Source organism: Pseudomonas aestuarii, assembly GCF_027988105.1.
Lineage (GTDB): Bacteria > Pseudomonadota > Gammaproteobacteria > Pseudomonadales > Pseudomonadaceae > Aquipseudomonas > Aquipseudomonas aestuarii.
This window is the reverse complement of the sequence record NZ_JAQJZJ010000001.1, coordinates 197,284-212,693: the sequence shown is the minus strand read 5'-3', so window position 1 is coordinate 212,693 and position 15,410 is coordinate 197,284. Positions and strand designations below refer to the sequence as shown.

12 protein-coding genes are annotated in these 15,410 nt (G+C 63.9%); 5 read left to right on the top strand and 7 right to left on the bottom strand.

Features of this window, described 5'->3' with window-relative positions:
* Positions 1-8: 8 nt before the first annotated feature.
* The 4 genes from PH586_RS00945 to PH586_RS00930 all read left to right on the top strand — a co-directional run bounded on the left by PH586_RS00945 (position 9) and on the right by PH586_RS00930 (position 5,878).
* On the top strand, positions 9-824 hold the full coding sequence (locus PH586_RS00945; RefSeq protein WP_271345901.1) for a rhodanese-like domain-containing protein: 816 nt from the start codon (positions 9-11) through the stop codon (positions 822-824).
* Between the two features lie 50 nt (positions 825-874).
* Positions 875-1,738 carry an archaetidylserine decarboxylase gene (asd, locus tag PH586_RS00940; RefSeq protein ID WP_271345900.1) on the top strand — a complete coding sequence of 288 codons (864 nt, stop codon included), beginning with the start codon at positions 875-877 and terminating at the stop codon, positions 1,736-1,738.
* A gap of 189 nt (positions 1,739-1,927) precedes the next feature.
* Complete coding sequence (locus tag PH586_RS00935) at positions 1,928-3,745, top strand: molecular chaperone (protein ID WP_271345899.1); 1,818 nt, start codon at positions 1,928-1,930, stop codon at positions 3,743-3,745.
* A gap of 63 nt (positions 3,746-3,808) precedes the next feature.
* Positions 3,809-5,878 (top strand): GGDEF/EAL domain-containing response regulator, encoded by a 2,070-nt coding sequence (locus PH586_RS00930; RefSeq protein ID WP_271345898.1) that lies wholly within the window; start codon positions 3,809-3,811, stop codon positions 5,876-5,878.
* Positions 5,879-6,024: 146 nt separating this feature from the next.
* On the opposite strand, the gene serB is transcribed toward PH586_RS00930, so the two are convergent.
* Positions 6,025-7,239 (bottom strand): phosphoserine phosphatase SerB, encoded by a 1,215-nt coding sequence (gene serB / locus PH586_RS00925; RefSeq protein WP_271345897.1) that lies wholly within the window; start codon positions 7,237-7,239, stop codon positions 6,025-6,027.
* Positions 7,240-7,404: 165 nt separating this feature from the next.
* Here serB and PH586_RS00920 point away from each other — a divergent pair, with 165 nt between their 5' ends.
* Positions 7,405-8,916 carry a histidine kinase gene (locus PH586_RS00920; protein ID WP_271345896.1) on the top strand — a complete coding sequence of 504 codons (1,512 nt, stop codon included), beginning with the start codon at positions 7,405-7,407 and terminating at the stop codon, positions 8,914-8,916.
* Positions 8,917-9,047: 131 nt separating this feature from the next.
* On the opposite strand, the gene PH586_RS00915 is transcribed toward PH586_RS00920, so the two are convergent.
* From PH586_RS00915 to PH586_RS00890, 6 genes are read right to left on the bottom strand one after another with little or no spacing between them, the layout of a single operon-like run.
* On the bottom strand, positions 9,048-9,749 hold the full coding sequence (locus PH586_RS00915; RefSeq protein ID WP_271345895.1) for a PqiC family protein: 702 nt from the start codon (positions 9,747-9,749) through the stop codon (positions 9,048-9,050).
* A 7-nt stretch (positions 9,750-9,756) separates the two neighbouring features.
* A complete protein-coding gene (locus tag PH586_RS00910) occupies positions 9,757-10,710 on the bottom strand; it encodes an MlaD family protein (RefSeq protein WP_271345894.1) in 954 nt (317 codons plus the stop codon).
* On the bottom strand, positions 10,707-11,477 hold the full coding sequence (locus PH586_RS00905) for an ABC transporter ATP-binding protein (protein ID WP_271345893.1): 771 nt from the start codon (positions 11,475-11,477) through the stop codon (positions 10,707-10,709). Before PH586_RS00905 ends, PH586_RS00910 begins: the two co-directional genes overlap by 4 nt.
* Before the next feature lies 1 nt (position 11,478).
* Positions 11,479-12,609 carry an MlaE family ABC transporter permease gene (locus tag PH586_RS00900; RefSeq protein ID WP_271345892.1) on the bottom strand — a complete coding sequence of 377 codons (1,131 nt, stop codon included), beginning with the start codon at positions 12,607-12,609 and terminating at the stop codon, positions 11,479-11,481.
* Positions 12,610-12,624: 15 nt separating this feature from the next.
* Positions 12,625-14,883, bottom strand: a complete 2,259-nt coding sequence (gene parC, locus PH586_RS00895; protein ID WP_271345891.1) for a DNA topoisomerase IV subunit A — start codon at positions 14,881-14,883, stop codon at positions 12,625-12,627.
* 7 nt (positions 14,884-14,890) lie between these two features.
* Positions 14,891-15,391, bottom strand: a complete 501-nt coding sequence (locus PH586_RS00890) for a retropepsin-like aspartic protease family protein (RefSeq protein ID WP_408636747.1) — start codon at positions 15,389-15,391, stop codon at positions 14,891-14,893.
* Positions 15,392-15,410: the final 19 nt, after the last annotated feature.

Sequence of the window (15,410 nt, the reverse complement as noted above, 5' to 3'; positions counted from 1 at the left end):
GGCCCCGCATGACTGCCTTCGCTGCGATGCCATTGGTTATCGAACCGGCCGAACTGGCCGAACGCCTGGATGCGCCCGACCTGATTCTGGTCGACCTGACCAGCGCGGCGCGCTATGCCGCCGGCCATATCCCCGGCGCGCGCTTCGTCGATCCCAAACGCACCCAGCTGGGCCAGCCTCCGGCTCCCGGCCTGCTTCCAGAACTCGCGCAACTCGAACAGCTCTTCGCCGAACTGGGCCATCATCCGGGCGCCGTCTATGTGGTCTATGACGATGAAGGCGGTGGCTGGGCCGGGCGCTTCATCTGGTTGCTGGATGTGATCGGCCACAGCCACTACCACTACCTCGACGGCGGCCTGCAGGCCTGGCTGGCCGAGGATCGCCCGCTGAGCAGCGAGCAACCCGCCGCGTGCACCGGCACGCTCAAGCTAACGCTCGATGACCGTCCGACCGCCAGCCGCGAATACCTGCAAAGCCGCCTCGGCGCCGCCGACCTGGCGATCTGGGATGCCCGCTCGCCCGCCGAGTATCGCGGCGAAAAAGCCTTTGCCGCCAAGGCCGGGCACATCCCTGGCGCAGTCAACTTCGAGTGGACGGCCGGCATGGATCCCGCCCGCGCCTTGCGCATCCGCCAGGACATGCCCGCGCTACTCGCCAGCCTCGGCATCAGCCCGGACAAGGAAATCATCACCCACTGCCAGACCCACCACCGCTCCGGCTTCACCTACCTGGTGGCCAAGGCGCTCGGCTATCCGCGGGTCAAGGCCTACGCCGGCTCCTGGGGCGAGTGGGGCAACCATCCTGACACCCCAGTCGAACGCTGAGCCAGCGAGTCGCTGCCATCCGCATGCCGTCGAATCCTCAAGGAACACCCATGAAAGATCGCCTGTTCATCCTCAGCCAGTACCTGCTGCCGCACCACCTGCTGTCGCGCCTGATCGGCTGCGCTGCCGAATGCCGCACGGGCTGGTTCAAGAACCGCCTGATCACCTGGTTCGTCAAGCGCTACCAGGTCGACATGAGCGAGGCCCAGGTCGAAGACGCAACCGCCTTCGAACACTTCAACGCGTTCTTCACCCGTGCCCTGAAAGAAGGCGCGCGTCCACTCGACGCCACCCCTGGCGCGATCCTCTGCCCGGCCGACGGCGCCGTCAGCCAACTGGGCAAGATCGAGCACGGCCGGATATTCCAGGCCAAGGGCCACAGCTTCAGCGTGCTCGAATTGCTTGGTGGCGACAGCGAACTCGCCAGCCCGTTCATGGGCGGAGAATTCGCGACCATTTACCTGTCCCCCAAGGACTACCACCGTGTGCACATGCCGCTGGCCGGCACCCTGCGGGAAATGGTCTACGTGCCCGGCCGCCTGTTCTCGGTCAACCAGAACACCGCGGAAAATGTTCCAGAGCTGTTCGCCCGCAACGAGCGGGTCGTCTGCCTGTTCGACACCGAGCGCGGGCCCATGGCCGTGGTACTGGTCGGCGCGATGATAGTCGCCTCGATCGAAACCGTCTGGGCCGGCTTGGTCACGCCACCCAAGCGCCACCTGAAAACCGTCCGCTATGACGAAGCGGCGCGCGCGCCTATTGTCCTGGACAAGGGTGCGGAACTGGGTCGCTTCAAGCTGGGCTCGACGGCTGTCGTCTTGTTCGGCCCCGACCAGGTGCGCTGGGCAGAAGCGCTGGGCGCCAACAGCAGCGTGCAGATGGGCCAACGCATCGGCAATAGCCAGGCCGGCTGATCCGTACCTTGCCCGGTCGCGGGCAAGGCGCTGTCGGTTGTGCCGCCGACCGGGCGGGCAGCGGCATGCCACTCCAGCAACCCTGGGTTTGCAAGGCTGCGGTCACCGCCAGATACTGCTAATGTTCGCAACATTGATCATCAAGAGAATGACTCGCCTGAGCTCAGGGCGTTGGAGTATCCAAGCTAGATGGATAAACAGACTTCCCACCTACTGCTCCGCGTCCCCATACCGCAAAAGCCAAGCCTGTCTTTCTGCGATGCCAGCCCGCGCGACCTCAAGCGCTGGATTGCCAACCTGCCGAAAGCCAATATCGGCGAAACCGCGCGTCAGCTATACCAGGCCCTGGTCGAGCTCAACCAGTTGCGCACCGCCTCGGATAATCGCTTGCAACTCCTGGAGCTGCTGCGCCCGGAGGTTTACTTCGTCTGCAAACACCTGGAGCGGCATTTCCTCAACCAGGCGATTGTCCTCGATGAACGCCCACGCAAAGTCGCCAACCTCTGCCAGGCCCTGCAAAACCACCTGGCCGTCGGTTACAAACTGATCATCGCGAGCCTGGCTTCGCAAAACGCCAACGAACGCAACCAACTGCTGAGCATCGCCCTGCAGCGTGCCACCCACAGCCTCTGCGGCCCCTTGATTCGCGCCAGCCAATTGTATTGCCCCGTGCCTGAAGGGCTCTGGCTGGAGTTGCACCAGATCTACCAGATCGCCCGTGAGCGGCGCCTGCACAAACTCGCGATCCGCGATCCACTGGCCCGCCACACTCAAGGCTTGAGCACCGAGCAGAGCTATGTGGTCGCCTTGCTGCTCGGCTGCGCCCGCTGTAACCAGATGCGCCAGAACGGCATTGCACGCCTCGCCGAAGTACTCGAGCCCTGGAGCGCGCTGGTCAGCCTGCAAGCCGGCGATGCGCCCTCGAGCCTGTTTGCGGTGGCCCCGCAAGTGGATGGCCCGCCGCGCTATACCTCGCTGTTTCAGGATAAAGAACTGCATAGCGCGCTCGGTATCGACCCACATCCACTGGTCGATGCGATCGAGGAGTACCTGCTGCTGCCTGCTGAAAACGCTGGCCAGTCGCGCCTGCTGGTACCCGAAGGGTTCAGCCTGGATATGCTGCAACACCTGAGCGCCGCCTGGGGCGACATCTCCGAGCGGACCTTCAATCGCACCCATGGCCAGGGCACCTTGACCCTGTGCATTGGCATGAGCGCACTGCATTTTTTCCTGGCGAATGAGCGCCCCTTCAACGAGATCCTGCAACAGCCGAGCGCAACCAAAACAGCGCTATTCAACCCTGCCAGTGGTGCAACGGCTGGCGCTCCAGATGTCTGGGGGACAGCCTTTGACACCGAGAAGAACGGCAACTGGGACACTCGATTGCCCATGGAGGAAATCGAGTACGGCAAACCCACTCATCAAGAGGCGCACGCAGAGTCCGCCGAGGTAGAGAGCTACCCGACCTTCGCCCTGCCGATCGTCAACCACAGCCCGGGCGGCTACTGCCTGTCCTGGCCCAAAGAGGTGCCGAGCCAACTGCAAGCCGGTGAACTGCTCGGCGTGCAGGATTCGCCAGAGCAGGGTTGGAGTATCGCGGTGGTGCGCTGGATCCGCCAGGTACGCGGTGGCGGCACGCAGATGGGCATCGAACTGATCGCCCCGCATGCACAACCTTGCGGTTTGCAGTTACTGCGCAAGGCCGAACACAACAGCCTTTACCTGCGCACGCTGCTACTGCCGGCAATCAGCGCGATCTCCCGACCGGCGACCCTGATCACCCCACGCCTGCCCTTCCAGGAAGGCAACAAGGTGATGATCAACCTCAATGGCACCGAACGTCGCGCCGTGCTCAGCCAGCGAAAAACCAGCACCGGCAGTTTCAATCAGTTCGAATACCGCAGTGTCGAAGAGAACCCCAGCGAGACCGGGAAGCCCGTCACAGCCCATGGCAGCCACGGCGCAGGGGGGGAGGAAGACTTTGACTCACTATGGAAGTCGCTGTAGATTGCCGGCACATCAAAATTTGTCGCCTTTTCGCCCCCGTTCGCCACATATTTGACTCCTGATATGGCCATCGAAAAAAAAACCATTCGACTGCTGATTCTTGAAGACTCGCAGAACGAGGCCGAGCGTCTCGTCAGCCTGTTCCGCAACGCCGGCCGTGCTACGCGCGTGCATCGCCTGACTTCCAGCGATGACTTGGCCGAGGCCTTGCAGCAGAGCTGGGATCTGTTGATCTGTGCGCCCAGTAGCGAATCCCTCGATCCGGGCGAAGCGATCAACGCCATTCGCCGCCAGGCAAAAGATATCCCCGTCATCCAGCTGCTCGCCGACAACGACTCCGACAGCATCACCCAAGCCCTGACCCTGGGCGCCCAGGATGCGCTGCCGCAAGGCGAAGACGAGCGCCTGGTGCTGGTGGCCAAACGCGAACTGGCCAACCTCGAAGAGCGCCGTGCCCGGCGCGCCGCCGAAGTGGCCCTGCGCGAGGCGGAGAAACGCTGCCAGTTGCTGCTCGACAGCTCGGTCGATGCCATCGCCTACGTGCATGACGGCATGCATATCTATGCCAACCGCGCCTACCTCGAGCTTTTTGCTTATCAGGATGGCGATGAGCTGGAAGGCATGCCGATGATCGACCTGATTGCCAGTGCCGAGCAAAGCAACTTCAAGGATTTCCTGAAGAACTACCAGAGCGCCGAAGGCGACGCCGAGCTGGCCTGTACCGGTGTGCAGGCCTGCGGCCAGACCTTCCCGGTGCGCATGAGTTTCTCGCCGGCCACCTACGATGGCGAACCCTGTATTCAGGTGGTAATCCAGGTAGAAAGCGGCAACGCCGAGCTGGAAGAAAAACTCCGCGAAATCAGCAGCCAGGATCTGGTCACCGGCCTGTACAACCGCAACCATTTCCTCGGCCTGATGGACAGCGCCGCCGAGCGCGCGGTGAATGCCGGCCAGCCGGCCAGCCTGGCCTATATCCGCATCGACCGTTATGCCAGCCTGCTGGCAGAAGTTGGCCTGGCGGGCATCGACTTGCTGCTCACCGACCTGGCCAACCTGCTGCGCGATCACTTTACCCACGAAGCGCAACTGGCGCGCTTTGGCGATGATGTATTCACCGTCCTGCAGCCCGGCAAGACCCCGGAGCAAGCCGAAGCCGGCCTGGCGAGCCTGCTGAAAAAGGTCGAAAGCACCCTGTTCGATGTCAACGGCCGCACGGCACAGAGCACCCTGTCGATAGGCGTCGCCGGTCTCAACGAGAAAACCCCGAAAGCCCAGCAAGTGGTCGACCGCGCCCAGCGCTGCGCCGACGAACTGGACCCGGGTAACGCCCTCAAGCTGTTCAACCCTGGCGATGAACTGGCCGCGGCGGCCAGCCGCGGCAACATAGTCGCCATGGTCCAACAGGCATTGGAGCACAACAGCTTCCGCCTGCTGTTCCAGCCGATCATCAGCCTGCGCGGCGACAGCCATGAATACTATGAAGTCTTGCTGCGCATGCTTAGCCCACAAGGCGAAGAAGTGCCGCCGCACGAGTTTCTCAACGCGGCGAAACAGGCTGGTCTGGGCGAGAAAATCGACCGTTGGGTGATTCTCAACTCGATCAAGTTGCTCGCCGACCACCGCAACAAGGGCCACAACACCCACCTGTTCGTCCACCTGTCGAGCGCCAGCCTGCAGGATCAGACCCTGCTGGCATGGCTCAGCGTGGCCCTGAAAGCCGCGCGCCTGCCCTCGGACGCACTGGTCTTCCAGTTCAGCGAACCGGATGCCATCGCCTACCTCAAGCAGGCCAAGGCACTGACCCTGGGCTTGAACGAACTGCACTGCAAGGTGGCGCTCAGTCAGTTCGGCTGTGCGATCAACCCCTTCAACACCCTCAAGCACCTGCACATCGATTTCGTCAAGATCGACGGCTCCTTCTCCCAGGACCTGTCGACCCCAGAAAGCCAGGAAGCGCTGAAAACCCTGCTGGCCAGCCTGCACGCCCAGGCCAAGCTGACCATAGTGCCCTTTATCGAGAGCGCCAGTGTGCTGGCCACGCTCTGGCAGGCCGGGGTCAATTACATTCAGGGTTACTACCTGCAAGGCCCCAGCCAGTCGATGGATTACGACTTCTCGGCGGGCGACGAATAGCGGGGAGTGAGGGATGAGGGATGAGGGATGAGGGATGAGGGATGAGGGATGAGGGATCGTGCCCCGCCATCGAGGCCGGCACAACCTCAGTCCTCATCCGCCACTTCTCTCAAGCCCTAGCCGATCCAACGCGCCTTATCGGCTTATCACTCCAAGCCGTCGCGATCGCGGAAGCCAAGCAGATAGAGGATGCCATCCAGGCCCAGGGTCGAGATGGCCTGCTTGGCCGACTGCTTGACCAGCGGCTTGGCCCGAAAGGCCACACCCAGGCCGGCGATGGCCAGCATCGGCAGGTCGTTGGCGCCATCACCAACGGCGATGGTCTGCTCCAGGCGCAGCCCCTGTTTTTCCGCCAGTTCGCGCAGCAGGTCGGCCTTGCGCTGGGCGTCGACGATCGGCTCGACCGCCACCCCGGTGACCAGGCCATCGACGATCTGCAGCTCGTTGGCGAACACGTAGTCGATGCCCAGTTTGGCCTGCAGCTGCTTGGCAAAATAGCTGAAGCCGCCGGACAGGATCGCGGTCTTGTAGCCCAGGCGGCGCAATTCGCCGAACAGGGTCTCGGCGCCCTCGGTCAGGCGCAGCGAGGCGCCGATATCGGCCAGCACGGTTTCCGGCAGCCCCTTGAGCAGGGCCAGGCGCTCGCGGAAGCTGGCGGCGAAATCCAGCTCGCCGCGCATCGCCCGCTCGGTGATGGCCGACACCTGCTCGCCGACTCCCGCGGCCTTGGCCAACTCGTCTATCACCTCGGCTTCGATCAGCGTCGAGTCCATGTCGAATACCGCCAGCCGGCGATTACGCCGGAACAGCGAATCGCGCTGGAAGGCGATGTCGACATTCAATTCCTGGGCCACGCTGAGGAACTCGGCGCGCAGCCCCGCCGGGTCGGCCGGTTCGCCACGTACGGAAAACTCGATGCAGCCCTTGCCCTGCTCGTCCGGCATATCCAGCGGCATGCGCCCGGACAGACGATCGATATGGTCGATGTTCAAGTCGTACTTGGCGGTAATGGCGCTGACCCGCTGCAATTGCTCGGCGGTGACCTTGCGGGTCAACAGGGTGACGATATGCCGCGCCTTGCCCTGACCACCGACCCACTGCTGGTAATCCGCCTCGGACACCGGCGTGAAGCGCACCTGTTGCTCGAGTTTGTAGGCGGCGAACAGCAGGTCCTTGAGTACCGAGGAGCCCTGTTCGGTAGGCGGAATCTCAACCAGAATGCCGAAAGACAGGGTGTCGTGGATCACCGCCTGGCCGATATCGAGGATATTCACCCCGCCTTGGGCCAGCACACCGGTGATGGCGGCAGTCAGACCGGGACGGTCTTCGCCGGTAATATTAATCAGGACGATTTCGCGCAAGGCGCACCCTCCGGGGCTCGGTTAATGGTCAACAGCAGAGCAAGCCTGCTGAAAAGCCGCACATTCTACCCATTTTCGTGACCATACGGACACGCACGGCGCTTTGCCCTATGCATAGCGCTCGCTATACTGCGCCGCACCTACAGTCGATAAGAGCCGAGCTCTGTGAACCGGCCCGCCCCCGTCAAACCCGATAATTTCTTCCTGCTGCTGTTCCAGGCCCTGCGCCAACGCCGCGTGCCCCTGGCCCTGCGCATCGCCAGCCATAGCCTGCTGCTCGTGGCCCTGGCGCTGGTGATCTACGCCTGGGTGATCGGCATGCAGTTCAAGTATGCGATGGAGCAGCAGGCCGAAGCCCTGGGCACCAGCCTGATCACCCAGACGGCCACTTCAGCCACCGAACTGCTGGTGTCCAATGACATCCTCAGCCTCAGCGTGCTGCTGAACAACCTGGTGAAAAACCCGCTGGTGGCTCACGCCGCGATTTACAGCGTGGATAACCGCGTACTCGCCGAAGCGGGTTCGCGCCCAAGCAAGACTATGCTCGGCGAGACCGAGGGCCTGTACTCGACCCCGATCACCTTTCAGGAGGTGATCGCCGGCCAATTGCTCATCAGCCTGGATATGCGTCAATTCCAGCAACCGATGACCATCAGCTTGCAGAGCATGGGCATCCTCAGCCTGATTCTGCTGGCACTGGCCTTGTCCCTGAGCATGCGCCTGGGCCGCCATATTTCCACCCCGCTGCTGCAGCTGCGCATCTGGTTGCGCGACCCGGATGACCCGGCGCCCGGTGCCGGCCGCCAGGACGAGATCGGCGATCTGGCGCGCCAACTGCAAAAGCGCCTGGTGCCAGAGAAACCAGAGCCTGAACCAGCGCCCGAGGACCTCGACGACGAAGACGATGAGCACGACTTCGGCGATGACGATGACGATGAGCCGACCTTCGAGGTACGCGACCTGCACGACGAGCGCTTTGACGACGCCAACCAGGATAACGATGACAGCGCACTCGGCCAGCCGCACGATGATGACCCCTTCGCCGACCTGCGTGACCACGGCGATGAGTCGGCCGCGATTCCCACGCTGACCGCCAGTGTTCCACAACAGAGCGCCGTGCTGGCCATTCAACTGGGCGCCCAGGAGCAGCTCCGCCGCTTGCCACGTGCGCGCCTGCTGGATCTGCTGCAGCGCTATCGTGACTGCCTGAACCAGGCCTCGGCACTCTATCAAGGCGAATTGCACACCCTCAGCGACGGCAGCAGCCTGATGCTGTTCCATCGCCAGGACAGTGGCGAGGATTACCTGACTCATGCCATCTGCTGCGGCGAACTGATGCGCGCACTCGGCCACGCCTTGCAAATCGAGGTTGCCGACAGCGGCATCACCCTGCAGCTGCAATTGGGCCTGACCCGGGGTGAAGACCTGCTCGACCTGAGCCAGGGCGAGCTGCTGCTCAGCGAGACGGCCCAGGATGCCCTGGCCCTGTCCCAGCACAGCCGTAACCTGCTGCTGCTTGAGCGACGCGTGGGTGATGATGCGCTGGTACGTCAGCGCGCGCGCATCCGCACTATCGCCAGCCCGGAGGGTGCCTGCTGCGTGGAGCGCCTGCTGGAACCCTATCCGTCACTGCTGGAGCGGCAGCTGGCGCATATGCACGAACACCACCAGCACTGAGAGGCTGTGAAAAAACTCTCGCCTACTGCGGCCGCCTGGAGATGGTCTCGCTACGGCGATCGATATGTTCACAGCCTCTGAGTATCGCCACCGGTCGAGTCTCGTCACAGCTCCCGACCCGCAGCGCAGGCTTAGAAACGAAAGACTTCCACTTGCTTGGCCGGCTCGAGCAGCGGGGTCAGTGGTTTTTTCTCCGGTCGCTTCGCCGGCGCAGCGACCACCGGCTTGCGCGGGGCAACTGCCTGGGCGACCGGCATGGACCTGATCGCACTCGCCAACTCCCCAGCCAGCTGCTGCAGCAGGGCACTCTGTGCGCGCACCTGATCGATCACCGCCCCCGTGTGCTTGGCCTGCAGGCGCACAACCCGACTGCTACGTTGCACCCCGGCGGCATCGAGCAGGCGCCACTGCGCTTCAAGTACCGCCGGCTGCTGCACGCCCGAGTCCAGACGGCTGATGCTCAGTACAACCTGTACCTCACTGGAGAAACCGACGCGATCCGGATACAGCGCAACACGGCTGGTATCGAGCTGTCCGGCCAGTTGACGCAGCAGCAATTGGCCGACATCGTCCTGCAGACTACCGGCCCAGCGGATCTTCTGAGTGAGCGTGAGGCTGTCATCCAGCTCGCGCTGTACCAGATTCTCGCGCTGCAGATAATCCGCAAGCTTGAGCGGGCCGAGCAGTAGCGCCGGCCCTTTATCGTTGTGCGGCAGCGCTGGATTGCCCTGTTCGAGCCGATAGAACTGGGTCGGCGATTGCAGTGCAGCACAGCCTGACAGGGTCAAAGCCGCGAGAAGCAATAACGGCGGCGAGAAACGCAACAATCTCATGAAAACATTACCTTGATTTGCCAAATATGAGCGATTGGGGCTGCTGATCGAGCCCTTCCAGGGTGCGTTGCAGGGCTTTTCCTGCCCGACTGAGCTCCTGCAGGGCGCGCAATGCCTCGTACTGTACCTCGGATTCCGGACCGAGACTGCGGCGACTGTCAGCCGCCAGGTCATTGATCTGCTGTAACGCCTGCGCGGCATTCTGCGCCGCGCGACGGATTTCGCCCACGGCATCACGCAGGGCCACGCTGCCCTGCTGAACATTGTCCATGATCGGCGGCAGTTGCTGCTCCAGGCGACCACTCAGACGATCGAGCTTAACCAGCATCTGACTCATGCTCACCAGGCCCTGTTGCAATTCCGGGGAGCTGGTCAGTTTCTCCAGCGATTGCAGGGTCCGCGTGGCCGAGACAACCATCTCCTGCAACGGCAATTCGCGCAGGCTGCCCGCCAACTCGCGCAGCACATCGGCAATTTCATCGATACGCGAGGGCACACTGGGAATGGTCGGCAGATCCAGCTCGTGCGGTGTGCGCACATAGCCGGCCTGGTCCGGAAACATGTCCAGCGCGACTATCGCCTTGCCGGTCAGCAGACTGGGCGTCTGCAGCTGGGCACGCAGACCACGTTCGACCAGTTGATCGATGAACTGGTCGAAACCTCGGGCGCTGGTCTGCTGCCGCTCCGGCGTATTGATGCGCAGCACCACCGGCATCACCACATCCTTGAGCTCGGCGTCGTAGGACAGGCGGATCTCGCGCACCGTGCCGACCTTGACCCCGCGGTAGGTGACATCGGCACCGACATCCAGGCCGTCCAGCGCACCGGTAAAATACACCGCGTATTCGTTGGGTTGACTGAACCAGCTGTCGCGCGACAGCAGCAGCAGACCCGCGGCCAGCAGGGCCAGGCCGCCGAGCAGGAAGGCGCCAATCAAAAAGGGTTTGCGCGCTTCGCTCATGCCGTCTCCATGCTGTGAGCCGGGTCACTCCGACGCAGAAAGCACTGCACCTGCTCCGGCCCGTCGGCCAGCAATTCCTGCAGGGTGCCCAGGGCAATCTGGGTGTGGCTCTGATTATCGAGGAACAGACAACGGTCGGCCACCGCCTGGATGCTCGGCAGCTCATGGGTCACCAGCACGATGCTCGAACCCAGGCTATCGCGCAACTGCAGGATCAAGGCGTCGAGGGACTGCGAACTGATCGGATCGAGACCGGCCGACGGCTCATCAAAGAACAACACCTGCGGATCCAGCGCCAGTGCCCTGGCCAGAGCAGCGCGCTTGCGCATGCCCCCGGACAGTTGCGACGGATACAGCTCGTCGCAGCCGGCCAGCCCGACCAAAGCCAGCTTCAACGCCGCCAGCTCGGCCAGTTCGGCCGGCTGCAGATGCTGTCGGTAGGCGGCCAGCGGCAGGCAGATATTTTCCCGCAGGGTCATTGAACCCCACAAGGCGCCATTCTGGTAGAGCACGCCGAAGTGCTGCTGCAAGGCGGCGCGCCTGTCCTCGTCGCCCGCCCAGAAATCCTCGCCATCGAACAGCACCCGCCCGGCCAGTGGCGCCTGCAGGCCGATCAGGTGACGCAACAGCGTGCTTTTGCCACAACCGCTGGCACCCATGATGACAAACACCTCGCCACGGCGGATGGCGAAATTCAGGTCGTGCTGGATCACCAGGCTGCCGTAGCCGGCACTCAGATCCTCGGCGACCAACAGCGCATCGCTCATTTCAGACCCCCAGCCGGGTGCAGATCAGGGTAATCAGGGCGTCACTGACCACCAGCGCGACGATGATGCTGACCACCGCCCGGGTCGTCGCCTGCCCCACCGCTTGCGCATTGCGCCCGCAGGCCAGGCCGTAGTGGCAGCCGATCAGGCCGATCAGGACGGCGAACACCAGGCTCTTGCCGATGCCCACCAGGAAATCGCCGAGGCTGAGCATCTCCAGGCTCTGCTTGAGGTAGAGCTGTGCGGAAATATCGAACAGACCGGAGCCGATGACGAAACCGCCGAGAATGCCCAGCGCATCGGCGAACACGCAGAGCAGCGGCATGCTCAGCACCAGCGCCAGCAACCGCGGCAGAACCAGGAATTCCAGCGGCGGGAAGCCGAAGGTCTTCAGTGCGTCGATCTCCTCGTTGGCCTGCATGCTGCCCAGCTCCGCCGCGTAGGCCGCCCCGGTGCGCCCGGCCATGATCACCGCGGTCATCAGCGCGCCCATCTCGCGGGTCATGCCGATGGCCACCATATTGGCGATGTACAACTGGGCACCGAAGGCCTGCAACTGGGCAGCGCCGACAAAGGCCAGAATCAGGCCGACCAGAATGGCGATCAGCGCCACTATCGGCAGCGCGCCCGGCCCGCACTGCTGCAGGGCCAGCCAGAAATCACCCCGGCGCATGCGTCCGCGGCCGCGCAGCTGACGCCCGAGGGCCAGCAGCACCTCACCGAGGAAGCGGCAGGCCTGACCGACACTGGCCAGCACGCCGAGCAACAGCAACCCCAGGCGGGTCACCGGACCATAAGCGGGGGCCGGCGGCTCCTGGGCCTGGGTCGACGGCTGAGCGGCCATCTGCAACAGCCGCTCGACACCGTCCGGCAGGCCTTGCCAGCGCAGCTCCACGTCCCGCGCCACGGCCAGGCGCTGCAGGCGACGCAGCAGCGCCAGCAGGCTGCTGTCCCAGGCGGCCACGGCGACCTGCACCTGCACCTGCGCTGGCAGTTGCCGCTGGCTGTACCAGACGGCCTCAAGGTCAGGCTTGGGCGCCTGCAGCAGCCAGGCACCGTCCACGCACAGGTGCGCCGGCAGGCCATCCGCTACCGTCCAGTGCAAGCCTGCGCCCCGTGCGCCCCCTTCCATCCAGCCCTCCGCCCGTTAACCTTGCTGTTCCACCAGCAGCGCATCGACCCGCTGAAAGCCACGCGGCAGCTTGTTGCCACGGCGACCCCGTTCACCCTTGTAGTGCTCTAGGTCATCTGCCTTGAGCGATAAGGTACGCTTGCCAGCCTGCAACACCAAGGTCGCGCCGCTCGGCAACACGGCCAGGTCGGTGAGGTATTCCTCGCGACTGGCAACCCGCTCGCCGGGGATGCCGATGATCTTGTTGCCCTTGCCCTTGCCCAGTTGCGGCAAATCGCGCACCGGAAACAGCAGCAGCCGGCCCTCGGTGGTCACGGCGGCCAGCCAGTCCTGTTCGCGACTGGACAGCGGCTTGGGCGCCAGCACCTTGGCGCCTGCAGGCAGACTGAGCAACGCCTTGCCGGCCTTATTCTTGGCTTGCAGGTCCTCGCCCTTGACCACGAAGCCGTAGCCGGCATCCGAGGCGACCACATAGAGGGCGCTGTCGTCCGGCAGCAACACGCACTCGAAGGTCGCCCCCGGTGGCGGCGTCAGGCGCCCGGTCAGTGGCTCGCCCTGGCCGCGCGCCGACGGCAGCGAATGCGCCGCCAGCGAATAACTCCTGCCGGTCGAATCGATAAACACCGCGTACTGGTTCGAGCGTCCCGGCGCGGCGGTCTTGAAGCCGTCGCCGGCCTTGTACGACAGGCCCGTGGCATCGATGTCATGGCCCTTGCCGCAACGCACCCAGCCTTTCTCCGAGATCACCACGGTGACCGGTTCGGTCGGCATCAGCTCGGTTTCCGACAGCGCCTTGGCTTCGGCGCGGGCGACGATCGGCGAACGGCGGTCGTCGCCGTAGGTTTCCGCGTCCTTGATGATTTCATCGCGCACCAGCTTCTTCAGCTTGGCTTCGCTGCCAAGCAGGGCCAGCAACTTGGCGCGCTCCTTGGCCAGGGCGTCCTGCTCGCCGCGAATCTGCATCTCTTCCAGCCGCGCCAACTGGCGCAGGCGGGTTTCCAGGATATATTCGGCCTGCACGTCGGTAAGACCGAAGCGCTCCATCAGCACCGGCTTGGGCTGATCCTCGGTGCGGATGATATGAATCACTTCATCCAGGTTGAGGAAGGCGATCAGGCGACCTTCCAGCAGGTGCAGGCGATGCTCGACCTTGTCCAGACGGAACTGCAGGCGCCGGCGCACCGTGCCCACCCGGTACTGCAGCCACTCGGTCAGTAGGCTGCGCAGGTTCTTCACCTGCGGCTTGCCATCCAGGCCGATGACGTTGGTATTGACCCGGTAGCTCGATTCCAGCTCGGTGGTGGCGAACAGGTGCTGCATCAGCTCATCGGCATCGACCCGATTGGAGCGCGGGATGATGACGATGCGGCACGGGTGTTCGTGGTCCGACTCGTCGCGCAGATCGGCGACCATCGGCAGCTTCTTCGCCTGCATCTGCCCGGCGATCTGCTCCAGCACCTTGGCCCCGGAGACCTGATGCGGCAGCGCGGTGACCACGATATCGCCATCCTCGACACGATAGACGGCGCGCATGCGCACCGAGCCCTTGCCGGTTTCGTAGAGTTTCAGCAAGTCTGCGCGCGGGGTGATGATTTCCGCCTCGGTCGGGTAATCCGGACCCAGCACATGCTCGCAGAGCTGCTCGACCGTGGCGTCCGGCTGATCGAGCAGACGGATGCAGGCCGTGGCCACTTCGCGCAGGTTGTGCGGCGGCACGTCGGTGGCCATGCCCACGGCGATGCCGGTGGTGCCGTTCAACAGGATATTGGGCAGGCGTGCCGGCAGGGTCGCCGGCTCGTTGAGGGTGCCGTCGAAATTCGGCACCCAATCCACGGTGCCCTGGCCCAGCTCGGTCAGCAGCACCTCGGCGTAGCGTGACAGGCGCGCCTCGGTGTAACGCATGGCGGCGAAGGACTTGGGATCATCCGGCGCACCCCAGTTGCCCTGGCCGTCGACCAGGGTATAGCGATAGCTGAACGACTGGGCCATCAGCACCATGGCTTCGTAGCAGGCGCTGTCGCCATGGGGGTGGAACTTGCCGAGCACGTCGCCGACGGTACGCGCCGACTTCTTGTGCTTGGAGTCGGCGTCCAGGCCCAGTTCGCTCATGGCGTAGATGATCCGCCGCTGCACCGGCTTGAGGCCGTCGCCGATATGCGGCAGGGCGCGATCCATGATCACGTACATCGAATAATTGAGATAAGCCTGCTCGGTGAAGTCGGCAAGGGAGCGGCGTTCAACACCGTCCAGGCTCAAATCGAGGGGTTCGCTCATGCGTGCCTCATTGCAAAGTGGATTGTTGCGAAGTCGACTGGCGCAGCACCAGGGTGCCGTCGCGCTGGGTAAAATCGAGTTGTTTCAGGGCACTCATGCCCAGCAGCACCTCGTCGCCGTCCAAGCCCGGAGTGATCAGGGCGGCAACGTCGCGCAACTGGATCTCGCCGAGCTGCAGACTGGCCAACCGGGTCCGGTAGCCGGTGACGGTGCCATTGGCAGTACGAATCTGCACCGGCGCACCACGCGCAAGAGCGAGGCGCTCGGCCAGGGCCGCTGGCACCGCGACGGCTGTGGCGCCGGTATCGAGCAGCAGGGTCACACCGTTGCCGTTGATCTGGCCAGCCAGCAGATAATGACCACCGCGACTGCTCAGCAGGCGCACCTCGATATAGCCATCGCCATGCACCGACTGCGGCGCCTGGTTGGGATTGTTGCGCCGCTCCTCCCATTTGCCGAAGAAGTGCGTGGCCAGCAGCAGCGCGGCACCCCAGGCCAGCACCAGCATCACCCGGCCGACTCGCCGA

What these genes read in the sequence shown, in the direction of transcription:
- PH586_RS00945 (WP_271345901.1), top strand. Translation starts at nt 9, where the DNA reads ATGACTGCCTTCGCTGCGATGCCATTGGTTATCGAACCGGCCGAACTG.
- asd (WP_271345900.1), top strand. Translation starts at nt 875, where the DNA reads ATGAAAGATCGCCTGTTCATCCTCAGCCAGTACCTGCTGCCGCACCAC.
- PH586_RS00935 (WP_271345899.1), top strand. Translation starts at nt 1,928, where the DNA reads ATGGATAAACAGACTTCCCACCTACTGCTCCGCGTCCCCATACCGCAA.
- PH586_RS00930 (WP_271345898.1), top strand. Translation starts at nt 3,809, where the DNA reads ATGGCCATCGAAAAAAAAACCATTCGACTGCTGATTCTTGAAGACTCG.
- PH586_RS00915 (WP_271345895.1), bottom strand. Translation starts at nt 9,749, where the DNA reads ATGAGATTGTTGCGTTTCTCGCCGCCGTTATTGCTTCTCGCGGCTTTG.
- PH586_RS00910 (WP_271345894.1), bottom strand. Translation starts at nt 10,710, where the DNA reads ATGAGCGAAGCGCGCAAACCCTTTTTGATTGGCGCCTTCCTGCTCGGC.
- PH586_RS00905 (WP_271345893.1), bottom strand. Translation starts at nt 11,477, where the DNA reads ATGAGCGATGCGCTGTTGGTCGCCGAGGATCTGAGTGCCGGCTACGGC.
- PH586_RS00900 (WP_271345892.1), bottom strand. Translation starts at nt 12,609, where the DNA reads ATGGAAGGGGGCGCACGGGGCGCAGGCTTGCACTGGACGGTAGCGGAT.
- parC (WP_271345891.1), bottom strand. Translation starts at nt 14,883, where the DNA reads ATGAGCGAACCCCTCGATTTGAGCCTGGACGGTGTTGAACGCCGCTCC.
- PH586_RS00890 (WP_408636747.1), bottom strand. Translation starts at nt 15,391, where the DNA reads ATGCTGGTGCTGGCCTGGGGTGCCGCGCTGCTGCTGGCCACGCACTTC.